This is a genomic window from Pseudomonas sp. S150, assembly GCF_004526365.1.
Classification (GTDB): Bacteria; Pseudomonadota; Gammaproteobacteria; order Pseudomonadales; family Pseudomonadaceae; genus Aquipseudomonas; species Aquipseudomonas putida_A.
This window is the reverse complement of sequence record NZ_CP038207.1, coordinates 4,007,964-4,023,267: the sequence shown is the minus strand read 5'-3', so window position 1 is coordinate 4,023,267 and position 15,304 is coordinate 4,007,964. Positions and strand designations below refer to the sequence as shown.

The following is a 15,304-nucleotide window of genomic DNA, read 5'->3' as shown; positions in this document are numbered from 1 at the left end:
CGGCCCGCTGCTCATTCCCTGCAGACGCCTTCAACAGGGAAGCCCTTGATGATTTCATTCAAACAACAATTACCGCGCCTGACCCTCGCCGCCGCACTGGCGATGGGGCTAGGGCCGATCGCGGTGTATGCGCAGGATTCTGCGGCCCAGGTCTACACCTTCGACATCGCCAGCGGCCCGCTGGATGAGGTCTTGCTGGATATCTCACGCCAGACCGGCGTGCCGATTTCCTTCAGTCAGAATCTGGTGCAAGGCAAGCGCAGCAGTGCGGTACGCGGTGCGTTGGGCGGGCGTCAGGCCGTCGAGAAGGCCTTGCTCGGCAGCGGCCTGCAAGTCGAGCAAAGTGCCCAGGGCCTGAGCGTGCGCGAAGGCGAGGCGAGTACGCCGGTGGCGGCCAAAATCAGCGCTGTGGCCCCAGCGACCAGCGCTGATTACCGTATGGAAAAAGTCACCGTCACCGGATCGCGAATCGCCCGTGCACAGAGCGATGGCGCGACCCCGGTCAACGTCATCACCCATGAAGAAATGGAAGCGCGCGGCTACAAGAACGTCTACGACGCCTTGGCAACGCAGACGCAAAACACCGGCATGACCCAGGGCGAGGACTACGGCAACACCTGGCAGCCAGCAGCCAGCGCAATCAACCTGCGTGGCCTCGGCCCCAATCACACGCTGGTGCTGATCAACGGCCGGCGCGTCGCCGATTACCCGACGCCATACGATGGCAAGGTCAACTTCACCAACCTGGCGAACATTCCCTCGGCAGTCATCGACCGTATCGAAATTCTCAGCAGCGGCGCCTCGGCGATCTACGGTTCGGACGCGATTGCCGGGGTGGTCAACATCATCCTCAAGAAGCAGATCAATGGCATCGACGTCAATCTCAAGGGCGGCACCAGCGAGCGCGGCGGTGGCGACAATCAGCGCCTGCAAATCAGCGGCGGCGGCAGCTGGGGCGACTTCGACGGCTTGTTCGGCCTGGAGCTGACCAACCGCGATCCGATCTGGGCCGACGATCGCGGCTTCATGCAGAGCGGCCCGCTGGCGGATGTCGGTTACCGTCGCGACCTGAGCAACAACCGCTACCTCGGCCCCGGTTGCGGCGCCTATCAAGGCACCTTCGACAACAAGCTGTTGAACAACGCTGGCCGTTGCCGCACCGATCAGATGTACAACGATTACTGGACCATTCAGACGCAAAAGGAAAACTACGACGGCTACACCCGTGGCACCTGGCATTTCAGCGACAGCGGTCAGGTGTTTGCCGACTTGATGTATGGCCTTGATCACATCCAGAACAACACCCGTGGCCCGACCTTCACTTCACCGGATTTCATCAACCAGAACAGCGGCAATCTCGAGCGCTGGTATCGGCGTTACGGTGAAGAGGAAATTGGTGGCCGTACCAGCAACAACAGCAAGTGGACCGACACTTCGTGGACCGGCACCCTCGGCCTCTCGGACAAGATCGCCGACACCGGCTGGAGCTATGATCTGGCGGCCAACCGATCGGAGTACCGCAGCGTCAGAACCACGCGCTACACGCCGCTTTCATCGATTCAGGATTTCTACCTCGGCCCGCAATTGGGCGTGAGTGGCGGTTATCCGGTGTTCGCCCCGGACGCCTCGCGCCTCGATCGCCCGCTGACGCCACAAGAGTGGGAGCAGTTTCGCAGCAACCTGACCCAGCGCAGCAAGTCGGTTTCCACCAGCTACAACGCCTCGATCAATGGCGACTTGTTTGACCTGCCGGCCGGCCCGGTCGGATTCGCCGGCGTGCTGGAAGCCGGCAAGCAGGAATATCGCGTCGACCCGGATGACGCTCTGAATAACGGCACCTTTTATGGCGTGAGCCCGGCGCAAAGCTCCGGCGGTTCGCGCAAGCGCTACGCGGCGGGCGGCGAGTTCAGTATTCCGGTCACCGACACCGTGCTGGCCACCGCCGCCGGGCGTTGGGACCAATACAAATTCAGCGGCCGCAGCGAGCAGCAGAAAACCTATAACCTCGGCCTCGAATGGCGCCCGATCACCAGTCTTTTGCTGCGCGGCAGTTACGGCACCAGTTTCCGCGCGCCGGACCTGAACTACATCTACCAGTCCGACAGCAACGGTTACTACCCGGCACAGATCGACTACTACGGTTGCAGCCAGGGCGTGCAGGGCGCGTGTGATCGTGGGCGGGTCGACTACACCCAGAGCGGCACCCCGGATCTTGAGTCCGAGCGCGGCAAATCCTGGACCTATGGGTTTGTCTGGTCGCCGTCGCGCAATTTCGATTTCTCCACCGATTTCTGGCGAGTCGAGATCGACGACCTGCTGACCACCGTCGACGAAAATCGCCTGTTGCAGCAAGAGAACGAATGCCGCAACGGCACCCAGGACATCAACTCGGCCAACTGCCAGTCGACCCTGGCGCGCATCGACCGCAATCCGGGGAATGCCGCCATCGATCCGAATCAGTTGCAACGAGTGCGGGTCAATGCGATCAACGCCGCCAGCGAGCGGGTCAGTGGGCTGGACTTCAAGAGCAACATCCGCTGGGGCGCCGGCCAGTACGGCGCGTTCAGTTCGGCGCTGGGCTATACCCTGGTGCTTTCGCATTTCTACAAGGAGTCCGACGAGGCGCCGACCCAGGACTGGCGCACATCGCGGACCAATTACGACTGGCGCAGCAAGGTCAACGCCAGCCTGACCTGGGATTACCAGAAGGCCACGGCGACGCTGATGGGCATTCGCTATGGGTCGGTGACCAACGGCGCGGGTGACGGGCGCCTGTCGCCGTGGACGGTGTTCAACGCCAGTGCGCGATACAAACTCAATGACCGCGCCAGCGTCGGGCTGACCGTGAACAACGTGCTCAACCAGATCAAACACGATGACTCGGCTGGCTGGCCGTATTACCCGACCGGTAACTATGACCCGTACGGGCGGCAGTGGTGGCTGGATGTGAGTTATCACTTCGGCAGTTGAGCGCGCGGTATTCGTGGGTAATGTCCTACGGAAACAGGTCTGGATTTCGCAGAAACGGGGATATTTCCGACGACATTCTCAGGTTGGTCGTCGGAAGCGCGATCTATAGCATCGGACATGACATTGAAGTCGTAAACGGCTTGGACGCTCAGGCCTCTGATAACGGATGGATTATGCGAACTCCCCACCTCGAATACGAAACGCCTGCTTATTCCCATCGCCTTCACTGGCGCACCGATCGTGCCAGATGCCCCATGGAGGAGGTCACGATGCCCAGCGTCAAGGTACCCCGGCTGACGGGGGTGAAGAGGGCCGAGGGCAGACCTGTCGACTTGCTCGTGAATGGTCGGAACATAGGTGACGATGCCTTTCTGATCGTTGACCTGACCGACGAAGGTTTTGAGCTGAACGATGTCGTCAACATGCTTTCAACCTCTGAGCTTTATCTGCAAGGCGACATGGTCAAACGCATCACCGGCAAGTCGGTCAGCACCGTACGCCGATTACTGAAGGAAGGTAAAACGGTACGGCTTGACCCGCAGCAGAGCGTCGTCGCCTACCAATATGCCTTGGTGCTGGAAAAGGCCACTCGCGCCTTCGGGAGGCAGTCACGGGCCGAGGAGTGGCTGCGCAAGCCCAGCACCTACCTGAACGGTCGCGTACCGGTGGAGTTTATCCGGCATTCACTGGGGTTTCAGATGGTGGAGCAGTATCTGGGGCAACTGATATACGGGGTTTACACATGAATCCCTTGCCCTGGGACGAGCACTGGTATGCCTGGCGGCTGGACCCCGAGGTTTATGGCGGGACGTGGGACAGCGGGATGGGTTCGAATCTCAATGGTGGCCGATGGAACATACCCGGGCGGCGAGTCGTTTATGCATCAGTCGATCCGTCGTCGGCCATTCTGGAGGTGGCAGCGAATCACAGCTTTGATGCGCTGGACAGTGAACCTTATGTGCTCACGTGTTTTGAGGTCGTCAGCGAAGCAAAAGTGAAAATCGTCCAGCCGGAGGATGTGCCGAATCCTTATTGGTTGAGCCCCGCCAAGCCTTCCCCCAATCAACAACTGTTCGCCGATGCGTTGTTGGCAGAGCATCCGTTTGTACTGATCCCCTCGGCGGCAACCCGGCACTCGTGGAATCTGCTGGTGAGCTGCGAATTGGCTGAAGGGCAGTTCAGGATGGTTTCCCAGGAGCGGTTTGGGCTGGATACCCGGTTGCTGAGGGAGATGGAACTGGCTTGATCCACACCTGCCATTTTTTTGCATAACCTCATCACCCAACGGTCTAAATCGAGCTCTATAAAACCCTGCTGTCCATTGCACATCCCTGCATAAACCAAAACGCAGGGATGGCTGTTCATGATCCATTTTTCACCCGTTAGATCCCGTTTGAGCCTGGCCTTGCTGCTGGCGATCAATACCTTGCCGGCAGTCGCTAGCGACGAACCCACGACCCAGTTGCAACGGGTGGAAGTCACCGGCACGGCGATTCGCCGGGTCGATGCGGAAACCGCGGTGCCGGTCACCATTCTGCGAGTTGAAGAATTGCGCGAGCAGGGGGTGAGCACCACCGAAGAGCTGGTCAGCCGGATTTCCGCCAACCAGTCCTCGGTCGGCTCCGGTCGTTCGGTGGGTTCGAGCAGCGGCGGGGCGTCGTATGCCGATTTGCGCGGCATCGGCCCGAACAAGACGCTGGTGCTGCTCAATGGCCGGCGGCTGAGTAACAACGCGACCAATGCGATCAACGGTTCCGGGGTTGACCTGAACACCATTCCGTTCGCCGCCATTGATCGCGTCGAAGTCCTGCGTGATGGTGCTTCGGCGTTATACGGCACCGATGCGATCGGCGGGGTGATCAACTTCATCACCAAGACCAGTCTCACCGAAGGCCAACTGAGCACCAACTACGACACGCCGACCCATGCCGGCGGTGGTGAAAGTCGTAACTTCAGCGGTAGCTGGGGCTTCGGCGATTTGCAGGATGATCGTTTCAACGTGTTCGGCGTGGTCAGTCATGACAAGCAGCAACGACTGGCTGCCGAAGACCGTGGTTACACCTACAACTATCAGCCGGGACGCGGCCTCGATTACACCTCGGGTACCGCATCACCGGCCAACTGGAGTCAGGGCAGCAACGCCACCAATCCACTGGCCAGTTCCGGTTGCAATGCACCGGGGTTGCTGGCGCGCAATGGCATCTGCCGCCAGAGCCTGTGGAACTACCTCGATCTGGTGCCGGAAACCGAGAAGACCTCGGCTTTCGCCAAAGCCACCGGCAAGCTTGCCGACGATCACAATGTCAGCCTCGAATATTTCTGGGCGCGCAACGAGAACCGTACGCAGATCGGCCCCGGCACCTTGATGGGCAATCAGGTCAATCCCGGCACGACGTTCTATCCCGGTAACGGCATTACTCCCGGCCCCAACGGTTTCGCCCTCGACCCGACGCAACCGGTGGATGTGAACTGGCGCGAAACCGCCGTTGGCGCGCGCCAGCACGAAGACGACAACACCGGCCAGCGTTTGCTGTTGAGTTTCGACGGCAGCGTGGTGGGGTGGGACTACAACGTCGGCGCGTCGTACAACCAGAACAAAGTGGTCAATGCCATCGAGGCCGGCTATGTCAACGACCGCGCCGTCAGCGCCGGTATTGCCAACGGCATCATCAATCCGTTTGGCGCGCAGACCGCTGCCGGGCAGGCGCTGCTGGCGGCCAATGCGGTGGACGGCGATTACTCGACGGCAGTGGGGCGGGTGAAGGCGATTGATGGACGTGTCAGTCGCGAGATCGGTGACTGGTTCGGCGCCGGCCCTTCGGCACTGGCGCTGGGTGGCGAATACCGCAAGGAAGATTTCCATCAGGATTTTGCCCAGTTCGCCGCCGATGTGCAGAGCCTGGGTGTCGACCCCAATGCCAGCGTCGCCGGGGATCGCAGCGTCTCGGCGCAGTACGCCGAGGTCAACGTGCCAGTGCTCGACAGCCTCGAATTGTCCGCCGCCGTGCGCCACGACAAGTACAGCGACTTCGGCAGCACCACCAACCCGAAATACTCGTTCCGCTTCCAGCCGTTCAAGGAACTGGTGGTGCGCGGCGCCTACAGTGAAGGTTTTCGCGCGCCGTCGTTGTATGAGCTGTACAACCCGAACTTCACGACGTTCACCGTCGCCAACTACAACGACCCGCGACTGTGTGCCGGTGGCAACCCGAGCAACGGCGGGATCGCCAACCGCGACTGCGCCCAGCAGTTCTACAGCCGCACCGGTGGCAATACGGACCTCAGTCCGGAAACCGCGCGCAACGTCACCCTCGGTTTCGTCTATCAGCCATTCGAGCGCCTGAGCACCGGGCTGGATTTCTGGTGGATCAACATCGCCAACCAGATCGCCGAATTCCCGGAATCGGCGGTGTTCGAAAACCCGGAGCTGTATCCGGATCGTCTGGTGCGCAAGCCGGACGGCTCCATTGATCACATCGTTACCGGCCTGGCCAACCTCGGCAAAATCAAGACCAATGGCGTCGACGTCAGCTTCGACTACCGCTTGCCGAGCACCCCGTACGGTAACTTCGGCATCGGCCTGCAAGGCACCTATGTCAGCCGTTACGAGTACCAGCAGCAGCTCAAGGGCGACTACATCGACAAGCTCGGCGATTTCCGTGGTGGCGACTTTTCCTCGGCCGGCGCCGTGGCCCGTTGGCGCCACAGCCTGACCGGCAGCTGGAACTACGGCCCCTACGGTATCGCCCTGACCAACCGCTACACCAGCGGTTACCACGACTCCGACCGCGAGACCCACGATTACGTCGGCTCGTACAACGTCTGGGATCTGGCCGGCACCTACACCTGGCGCAAAACCCTGAGCGTGACCCTCGGCGCGAAGAACCTGTTCGACCGCGAGCCACCGTTCAGCAACCAGACCTACACCTTCCAGAGCGGCTACGACCCGAAATACGGCGACCCGTTCGGGCGGACGTTGTACACGCGGGTCAATTACAAGTTCTGAGAATGCCCAGAGGCGGCGGGTTTTAGTCACTTATTGATCTAAGCCTGCCCTATAAAAATCGCCGGCCTGTTGCACATCACAGGTAGGCAGGATGTTTGGTGACTGTACTGGCGCCTTCGCGAGCAAGCCCGCTCCCACAGGGGAACAGCGGTGAGCACAACTTCCTTGTGGGAGCGGGCTTGCTCGCGAAGAGGCCAGTCGCAACACCTTGTGAAAGGATCTGCCAATGCTATCCAGGCTCATTCTGTTCAGCGCTTTTGCGCTTTCAAGCCCATTCAGCTGGGCCGCCCCGCAACCCGCGTTAACGGTCTACGGCGAAGCCCCCAAATACGCCCCGGACTTTCAACACCTGGCCTACGCCAACCCTGACGCTCCGAAGGGCGGAACGCTGCGCCGTTCCTCGCTGGAAAGCGGCCCGTTCGATCACTTGATTCCGTACATCGACAAAGGCAGCGGTGTCGCCGACATCGACGGCTGGCTCTACGCGCCGCTGGCCTATCGCAGCAAGGATGAACCCTATAGCGTCTACGGCCTGGTGGCGCAGCAGATGGAACTGGATGCGGATCGTCGCTGGCTGCGCTTCTACCTCAATCCCAAGGCCCGGTTCGACGACGGCACGCCAATCACTGCCGAAGACGTGCGTTACACCTTCGAGCTGTTCACCACTCAGGGCAGCCTCAAATATCGCCAGCAGTTTCGTGACGTCGCCGACGTAGTGGTGGAGTCGCCAACGCAAGTGCGCTTCAACTTCAAGAACAACGACAGCCGCACCTTGCCGCTGGATCTGGCGACGCTGCCGGTGCTGCCCGAACATTGGTGGCGTACGCGCAACTTCGCCGAGGGCGCCGGTTTCGAGATCCCGCCGGGCAGCGGCCCGTACCGGATCAGCGCGGTGGATGCCGGGCGCAGCGTGAAATTTCAGCGCGTTGCCGACTGGTGGGCCAAGGACCTGCCGATCACCCGCGGCCTGTATAACTTCGATCACCTGAGCGTGGAATTCTTCGCCGACACTGATGTTTCACGGCAAGTGCTCAAGGCCGGCGGTTTCGACTACAACCGCGAGTTTTCCGCGACCAGTTACACCATCGGCTATGCCGGCGCGGCGCTGGAGCAGGGCAAATTGCTTCGCGAACATCTGGCGCCGGGTGCTGCGCAAGGTTCGCAGGGTTTCGTGTTCAACCTGCAAAAAACCATGTTTCAGGATCGCCGGGTGCGGCAGGCGATCGCCATGCTCTGGGATTTCGAATGGAGCAATCGGCAAATGATGCGCAGCATGTACCTGCGCCAGCGCAGTTACTTCTCGCACAGTGCGTTGTCGGCCACCGAGTTACCGGATGCCGAGGAGCTGAAAATCCTCGAGCCGTGGCGCGGCAAGATCCCCGACGAGGTATTCACCGAGGTATTCGAAGCGCCGAAAACCGACGGCAGCGGCAACATCCGCGCCGAGCAGTTGCGGGCCTTGAAGCTGCTGGAAGCCGCCGGCTGGAAACCCCGTGGTGATCAGTTGGTGAATGCCAATGGCGAGCCGCTGCAGTTCACTTTTCTCAACGGTCAGAAGGGCTTTGAACGGCTGCTGCTGCCGTTCAAGCGCAACCTGGCGCAGATCGGTATCGGCTTCGATATTCGCCAGGTCGACACCGCGCAATACACCAACCGCGTGCGCAACCGCGACTACGACATGATCGTGGTCGGCTACCCGGTGAGTCAGGCGCCGGGGCGCGAGATGTTCAATTACTTCGGCTCCGACGGCGCCGACGATCCCGGCTCGAACAACTACATGGTGCTGCGCGATCCTGCGGTCGATGCCTTGCTCGAAGGGCTGGTGCAGGCCGACAACCGCGAAAGCCTGTTGCGCCATGCCCATGCCCTGGATCGCGTGTTGCAGTGGGGTTACTACTGGATTCCCAATTACTACCCGCCGGGGATTTCCACGGTGTGGTGGAACCGTTTTGGTCGTCCGGCGACGGCGCCGTTGTATGACGCCGGACTCGATACCTGGTGGGAAATCAGCCCGACCGCGCTGACCGCCACGCAGATGCAGCAACAGCAAAAGGAGTACGCCCATGTTGGGTTATAGCCTGCGGCGTCTGCTGCTGATCGTGCCGACGTTGCTCGCCATTCTGCTGGTCAACTTCGTCATCGTGCAGGCCGCGCCGGGTGGCCCGGTGGAACAGGCGATTGCCCGGTTGCAGGGCATTGGTGTCGGCGCGGCGGTGGGCGGTGGTCATGTTGAAACCATCGGTGGCGAATCCCGCGCCACCCGGGGTCTCGACCCGAAACTGGTGGCCGACATCGAGCGCCAGTACGGCTTCGACAAACCGGCTGATGAGCGCCTGTGGCTGATGCTCAAGAGCTACGCGCAACTGGATTTCGGCCAGAGCTTTTTCCGCGGTGCCAGCGTCACCGAGCTGATCTGGCAGAAGCTGCCGGTGACCTTGTCACTGGGCTTGTGGGCCACGTTGATCACTTACCTGGTGTCGATTCCGCTGGGCATCCGCAAGGCCGTGCACAACGGTTCGGCGTTCGATGTCTGGAGCAGCGTGGCGATCATCATCGGCTATGCGATGCCGGGGTTTCTGTTTGCGCTGTTGTTGATCATCGTGTTTGCCGGCGGCTCCGCGTTGGACTGGTTTCCGGTGCGCGGACTGGTCTCCGACAACTTCGCCGAGCTGTCGCCGTGGGCCAAGGTCGCGGACTACTTCTGGCATCTGGTGTTGCCGGTCACCGCGCTGGTCATCGGCGGATTCGCCACGCTGACCATCCTCACCAAGAACAGTTTTCTCAACGAGATCTCGCGCTTGTACGTGGTGACGGCGCGGGCCAAGGGCCTCAGCAAGCGTCAGGTTTTATACGGTCACGTGTTTCGCAACGCGATGCTGCTGGTGGTGGCCGGCCTGCCTCAGGCACTGGTGACGGTATTTTTCGGCGGCTCGCTGCTGATCGAAGTGATCTTCTCGCTGGATGGCCTCGGTCGCCTGAGTTACGAAGCGGCGGTGTCCCGCGATTACCCGGTGGTGTTCGGTTCGCTGTTCATCTTCACCCTGTTCGGCCTGCTGATAAAACTCCTCGGCGACCTGTGCTACACGCTGGTCGACCCGCGCATCGACTTCACCGCGAGGACTGCCTGATGTTGACTCTATCTCCCATAGGACAGCGCCGTTGGGCGCGATTCAAGGCACATCGACGTGGCTGGTGGTCGCTGTGGCTGTTTCTGCTGTTGTTCGGCCTGAGCCTGGGCGGCGAGTTGATCGCCAATGACAAACCGCTGCTGGTCGAGTATCAGGGCCAGTGGTATTTCCCGGCGTTCAAGCGCTACACCGAGCAGGATTTCGGCGGCGAATTGCCGTTCCAGCCGGACTATCGCAGCGCGCAGGTGCGGCAACTGATCGAGGGGCAGGGCGGGCGGATATGGTTTGCGCCGATCCCGTTCGGTTTCGATACGGTGAATTACGACCTGACTGAACCGGCACCGAGTCCACCGAGCGGCGAGAACTGGCTGGGCACCGACGATCAGGCGCGGGATGTGCTGGCGCGGGTGATCTTCGGTACGCGGGTGTCGCTGCTGTTTGCCCTGGCGCTGACCGCCGCCAGTGCGCTGATCGGCATTGCTGCCGGGGCCTTGCAAGGCTATTACGGCGGTTGGGTCGATCTGCTCGGGCAGCGATTGCTGGAGGTGTGGTCGGGGCTGCCGGTGTTGTATCTGCTGATCATCCTGTCCGGGTTCGTCGAGCCGAATTTCTGGTGGCTGTTGGGGATCATGGCGCTGTTTTCCTGGCTGAGTCTGGTCGATGTAGTGCGCGCCGAGTTCCTGCGCAGCCGCGGTCTGGAATACGTGAAAGCCGCGCGGGCGCTGGGGGTTGGCGATGCGCAGGTGATCAGCCGTCACATCTTGCCCAACGCCATGAGTGCGACCCTGACCTATTTGCCGTTCATTCTTACCGGAGCGATCGCGACCTTGTCGGCGCTGGATTTTCTCGGTTTCGGCATGCCCGCCGGCAGCGCTTCATTGGGCGAATTGATCGGTCAGGGCAAGAGCAATCTGCAAGCGCCGTGGTTGGGGCTGACGGCGTTTTTTGCCCTGGCGCTGATTCTTTCTCTATTGGTGTTCATCGGTGAGGCCTGCCGAGATGCTTATGATCCGAGGGCTTGAGATGAGCGATAACCTGATTGAAATCCGCGACCTGCGTGTGGCATTCAACGGTCAGCCAGTGGTGCATGGCATCGACCTCGATATTCGTCCGGGCGAATGCCTGGCGCTGGTCGGGGAGTCGGGCTCGGGCAAATCGGTGACTGCTCACAGCATCCTGCAATTGCTTGACCCGAACATCACGCGGATCGATGGCAGCATTCGTTATGCCGGTGAAGAGCTGCTCGGTGTGCATGAGCGCTATTTGCGCCAGTTAAGGGGCAACCGCATCGCGATGATTTTTCAGGAACCGATGAGTTCGCTGAATCCACTGCATACCATCGAGCGGCAACTCGGTGAGAGCCTGGCGTTGCACAAAGGCCTGGCGGGCGCGCAAGCCCGTGAACGGATTCTTGAACTGCTCGAACTGGTGGGGATTCAGAAACCGCGCGAACGGCTCAAGGCCTATCCGCATCAACTCTCTGGAGGTCAACGCCAGCGGGTGATGATTGCCATGGCGCTGGCCTGCGAGCCGCAACTGCTGATCGCCGACGAGCCGACCACGGCGCTGGATGTGACGGTGCAGCGCAGGATTCTGTTGCTGCTCAAAGACTTGCAGCAGCGGCTCGGCATGGCGCTGTTGATCATCAGCCATGACCTGAATCTGGTGCGCACCATTGCGCAACGGGTGGCGGTGATGCGCGGTGGGCGGATCGTCGAGCAGGCGTCGTGCGAGCAACTGTTCCGTGCGCCGCAGCATCCGTACAGCATCGAATTGCTCAACGCCGAGCCGGGGGGCGAGGCGCTATGCCGGGATGTGGCGCAGGACTCGTTGCAGGTGCGCGATCTGCATGTGCGTTTTCGCCTGGGAGGCGGTTGGCTGCGACCGAAGACTTGGCTGCAGGCGGTCAAGGGCATTGATCTGAACCTGCAGCGCGGCAAAACGCTGGGGATTGTCGGCGAGTCGGGGTCGGGCAAGTCGACCTTGGGCCAGGCGATTTTGCGCCTGATCGACGCCGAGGGCAGCATTCGCTTTGCCGGTGAGGCGCTGGAGCAGTTGAGCGGCAAGCAGCTGCGGCCACTGCGCAAACGCCTGCAAGTGGTGTTTCAGGACCCGTTCGGCAGCCTCAGCCCGCGCCTGTGCGTGGCGCAGATCATTGCCGAAGGCTTGCAGGTGCACAGTGATTTGAATGCTGCCGAGCGTGAGCAGGCGGTGATCAATGTGCTGCGTGAAGTCGGACTTGATCCGGCCACCCGTCATCGCTATCCCCACGAGTTTTCCGGTGGCCAGCGCCAACGGATTGCCATCGCTCGGGCGCTGGTGCTCAAGCCTGATTTGATTCTGCTCGATGAGCCGACCTCGGCACTGGATCGCACGGTGCAGAAGCAGATCGTTGCTTTATTGCGGCGGCTGCAGGAAGAGCATGGGCTGACTTATCTGTTCATCAGCCATGACCTGGCGGTGGTGCGGGCGTTGGCCCATGACCTGATTGTGATGAAGGATGGCGAAGTGTTGGAGCGTGGCGAGACCCGTGCGCTATTCAGCGATGCGCAGCATCCGTATACGCAGGAGCTGTTGGCGGCATCATTTGCTGGTTGATGACAGCTCCAACGTAGTAGAAGGTGCATGCCGCGTTTTATGGTGCGCCACGTGACCACGTGACCAATGTGGGAGGGGGCTTGCTCCCGAAAGCGGTGTGACAGGCGGCAAAACTTGTGGCTGATCCGACGTCTTCGGGAGCAAGCCCCCTCCCACCTATGGCCTGTTTATGACGAAACCCGGGAGCCAGACGCAAAAATCCCGCCACTAGGGCGGGATTTTCTTTAAACCGAACGACGTCTTACGACGGGAACAGCTCGGACAGCTTCATCGACAACATCATGTCGCCTTCAACGCGCAGCTTGCCGCCCATGAACGCTTGCATGCCGTCGGTTTCACCGCTGACGATGTCTTTCAGGGTTGCACTGTCCAGTACCAGGGTGCAGTTGGCGTCCGGGTTTTCACCTTCCTGGATGTCACAAGTACCGTCTTTGACGATCAGCGCGTAGTGCTTGTCTTCGTCGGTGATGTTGAAACCGAAAACCAGATCCAGACCGGCAGCAGCGGCTGGGTTGAACTTGGCTTGCATCGCTTTTACGGCATCAGCTACGGAGGTCATGGTTCGATCCTTTCTTGGGTTAGGCGCTGGTTGATTACAGCAAGGGTCACAATTATCCGGACTCAGCGGAAAGTGATGAGTTCCGGAGCCTTCAGCAGTTGCAGGTGTGCGTGACTGTTGAAGGAGGCCAAAGCCACCTCGCGACCGCGGAACTTCAGCTGGTTGAGCGAGGTGTTGACGATTTGCCAATTCAGTTCAAAGGCCTGCCGGGCAGGCATTTGGGTAATCAGGTGGAGCAGGGCGGTGATGGTGCCGCCGGAGGTGAACACGGCGATTTTCTGGTTGCCGTCGGCCTGTTCGAGGATCCGGTGCAATCCGCCCCGTACTCGCTCGACAAACCCCAGCCAGCTTTCCAGCCCGGGTGTGTCGTAGGTGCCTGCCAGCCAGCGCTCGATGACCAGGGCGAAGATACGCTGGAATTCGGCGCGGTTTTGCGCCGCGTTACGCAGGATGTCGATGGCTTCCGGCTCGTCCTCGAGCATGGCCGGGATCAGGGCGCGGATGATCGCGTCGGCATCGAACTCGTTGAACGCGGAGTCGGTCTCCAGCGTCGGTACCGACAGGCCCTTGGCGCTGAATTGCTCCAGCGCACTGCTGGCCGTGTGTTGCTGACGACGCAGGTCGCCGGCCAGGCAGCGATCAAAGCGGATTCCCAGCTCGGCGAGGTGCTGTCCGAGGACTTCTGCCTGGCGCACACCGATGGGCGACAGGACGTCATAGTCGTCTGCACCAAAGGAGGCCTGGCCATGTCGAATCAGATAGATGCTGCCCACGTCCGCGTCATCCCGGTACGTTGAAGGTTTGGCGAGGTTATGAGGATGAAAGAGTGCTGTCAATGAAAAAACATACGCTTGTTTGAAATGCTCGTTACAGGCCTGTTGCCAGAGGTTTCACGGCTGGCCGACGAGGCGGCGCATGGGTATGCTGGAACCATCCCGCGCGTGTTTTGCATCCGCGCATTGTTTGAAGGAGTCTCTGTGGAGTTTTTCACCGAATACGCCAGCTTCCTGGCCAAGACCGTAACGCTGGTGGTCGCCATCCTGGTGGTGCTCGCCAGTTTTGCTGCATTGCGCAGCAAGGGCCGGCGCAAGTCGGCGGGGCAGTTGCAGGTCAGCAAGCTCAACGATTTCTATAAAGGCTTGCGTGAACGTCTGGAGCAGACCCTGCTCGACAAGGATCAGCTCAAGGCTTTGCGCAAGGGCCAGGCCAAATCGGAAAAATCCGAGAAGAAGCAGAAGAACAAACCCGAGAGCAAATCCCGGGTGTTCGTGCTCGATTTCGACGGTGACATCAAGGCCTCGGCCACCGAGAGCCTGCGTCACGAAATCACCGCACTGCTGACCCTCGCCACGCCAAAGGACGAAGTGGTACTGCGTCTGGAAAGCGGCGGCGGCATGGTGCACAGCTACGGTCTGGCGTCCTCGCAACTGGCGCGTATTCGCGAGGCCGGCGTGCCGTTGACCGTGTGTATCGACAAGGTCGCGGCCAGCGGCGGTTACATGATGGCGTGCATTGGCGAGAAGATCATCAGCGCGCCGTTCGCGATTCTCGGCTCGATTGGTGTGGTGGCGCAGTTGCCCAACGTCAACCGTCTGCTGAAAAAGCACGACATCGATTTTGAAGTGCTGACCGCCGGTGAGTACAAGCGCACCCTCACCGTGTTCGGCGAAAACACCGAAAAGGGCCGGGAGAAGTTCCAGGAAGACCTGGACATCACCCATCAGCTGTTCAAGAACTTCGTTTCCCGTTATCGCCCGCAACTGGCCATCGACGAAGTGGCCACCGGTGAGGTCTGGCTTGGTGTTGCAGCGCTGGACAAACAACTGGTCGACGAACTCAAGACCAGCGATGAATACCTGGCAGACCGGGCGAAGAAAGCCGAGGTTTATCACCTGCATTACGCCGAGCGCAAAAGCCTGCAGGAGCGCATCGGCATGGCTGCCAGCGGTTCAGTGGATCGCGTGCTGCTGAGCTGGTGGAGCCGCTTGACCCAGCAACGCTTCTGGTAAGAAAAGGCCAACGAAAAACCCCTTTCACTGTAAC

General features: G+C 60.6%; 11 protein-coding genes. 9 read left to right on the top strand and 2 right to left on the bottom strand.

Translation table 11 applies throughout. The features are described 5' to 3' along the window. Positions 1-48: 48 nt before the first annotated feature. The 8 genes from E3Z29_RS18350 (at position 49) to E3Z29_RS18315 (ending at position 12,702) form a co-directional block, all read left to right on the top strand. A complete protein-coding gene (locus E3Z29_RS18350) occupies positions 49-2,970 on the top strand; it encodes a TonB-dependent receptor (protein WP_134786537.1) in 2,922 nt (973 codons plus the stop codon). A gap of 269 nt (positions 2,971-3,239) precedes the next feature. Next, on the top strand, positions 3,240-3,716 hold the full coding sequence (locus tag E3Z29_RS18345) for an MbcA/ParS/Xre antitoxin family protein (RefSeq protein WP_027613694.1): 477 nt from the start codon (positions 3,240-3,242) through the stop codon (positions 3,714-3,716). Then, positions 3,713-4,216 (top strand): RES family NAD+ phosphorylase, encoded by a 504-nt coding sequence (locus tag E3Z29_RS18340; protein WP_027613695.1) that lies wholly within the window; start codon positions 3,713-3,715, stop codon positions 4,214-4,216. Before E3Z29_RS18345 ends, E3Z29_RS18340 begins: the two co-directional genes overlap by 4 nt. Positions 4,217-4,333: 117 nt before the next feature. Then, positions 4,334-6,976 carry a TonB-dependent receptor gene (locus E3Z29_RS18335; protein ID WP_134786536.1) on the top strand — a complete coding sequence of 881 codons (2,643 nt, stop codon included), beginning with the start codon at positions 4,334-4,336 and terminating at the stop codon, positions 6,974-6,976. 226 nt (positions 6,977-7,202) lie between these two features. After that, the gene (locus E3Z29_RS18330) at positions 7,203-9,053 is read left to right on the top strand and encodes an extracellular solute-binding protein (RefSeq protein ID WP_134786535.1); all 1,851 of its coding nucleotides are present in this window, start codon (positions 7,203-7,205) and stop codon (positions 9,051-9,053) included. Then, positions 9,040-10,104 carry a microcin C ABC transporter permease YejB gene (locus E3Z29_RS18325; RefSeq protein WP_134786534.1) on the top strand — a complete coding sequence of 355 codons (1,065 nt, stop codon included), beginning with the start codon at positions 9,040-9,042 and terminating at the stop codon, positions 10,102-10,104. The genes E3Z29_RS18330 and E3Z29_RS18325 overlap by 14 nt, the downstream gene beginning before the upstream one ends. Then, a complete protein-coding gene (locus E3Z29_RS18320) occupies positions 10,104-11,126 on the top strand; it encodes an ABC transporter permease (protein ID WP_134786533.1) in 1,023 nt (340 codons plus the stop codon). Before E3Z29_RS18325 ends, E3Z29_RS18320 begins: the two co-directional genes overlap by 1 nt. Position 11,127: 1 nt before the next feature. Next, positions 11,128-12,702, top strand: a complete 1,575-nt coding sequence (locus E3Z29_RS18315) for an ABC transporter ATP-binding protein (protein WP_134786532.1) — start codon at positions 11,128-11,130, stop codon at positions 12,700-12,702. A gap of 241 nt (positions 12,703-12,943) precedes the next feature. On the opposite strand, the gene E3Z29_RS18310 is transcribed toward E3Z29_RS18315, so the two are convergent. Both E3Z29_RS18310 and E3Z29_RS18305 read right to left on the bottom strand, forming a co-directional pair. Further along, positions 12,944-13,261: an SCP2 sterol-binding domain-containing protein gene (locus E3Z29_RS18310; protein WP_027613701.1), complete on the bottom strand. Its 318-nt coding sequence runs from the start codon at positions 13,259-13,261 to the stop codon at positions 12,944-12,946. 62 nt (positions 13,262-13,323) lie between these two features. Beyond that, positions 13,324-14,034, bottom strand: a complete 711-nt coding sequence (locus E3Z29_RS18305) for a histidine phosphatase family protein (RefSeq protein ID WP_134786531.1) — start codon at positions 14,032-14,034, stop codon at positions 13,324-13,326. 204 nt (positions 14,035-14,238) lie between these two features. On the opposite strand from E3Z29_RS18305, the gene sohB reads away from it, so the two are divergent. Continuing rightward, on the top strand, positions 14,239-15,270 hold the full coding sequence (gene sohB / locus E3Z29_RS18300; RefSeq protein ID WP_027613703.1) for a protease SohB: 1,032 nt from the start codon (positions 14,239-14,241) through the stop codon (positions 15,268-15,270). Positions 15,271-15,304: the final 34 nt, after the last annotated feature.

Bases quoted from the DNA above. Each gene is read 5' to 3' on its own strand.
- E3Z29_RS18350 (WP_134786537.1), top strand. From the start codon at position 49: ATGATTTCATTCAAACAACAATTACCGCGCCTGACCCTCGCCGCCGCA.
- E3Z29_RS18345 (WP_027613694.1), top strand. From the start codon at position 3,240: ATGCCCAGCGTCAAGGTACCCCGGCTGACGGGGGTGAAGAGGGCCGAG.
- E3Z29_RS18340 (WP_027613695.1), top strand. From the start codon at position 3,713: ATGAATCCCTTGCCCTGGGACGAGCACTGGTATGCCTGGCGGCTGGAC.
- E3Z29_RS18335 (WP_134786536.1), top strand. From the start codon at position 4,334: ATGATCCATTTTTCACCCGTTAGATCCCGTTTGAGCCTGGCCTTGCTG.
- E3Z29_RS18330 (WP_134786535.1), top strand. From the start codon at position 7,203: ATGCTATCCAGGCTCATTCTGTTCAGCGCTTTTGCGCTTTCAAGCCCA.
- E3Z29_RS18325 (WP_134786534.1), top strand. From the start codon at position 9,040: ATGTTGGGTTATAGCCTGCGGCGTCTGCTGCTGATCGTGCCGACGTTG.
- E3Z29_RS18320 (WP_134786533.1), top strand. From the start codon at position 10,104: ATGTTGACTCTATCTCCCATAGGACAGCGCCGTTGGGCGCGATTCAAG.
- E3Z29_RS18315 (WP_134786532.1), top strand. From the start codon at position 11,128: ATGAGCGATAACCTGATTGAAATCCGCGACCTGCGTGTGGCATTCAAC.
- E3Z29_RS18310 (WP_027613701.1), bottom strand. From the start codon at position 13,261: ATGACCTCCGTAGCTGATGCCGTAAAAGCGATGCAAGCCAAGTTCAAC.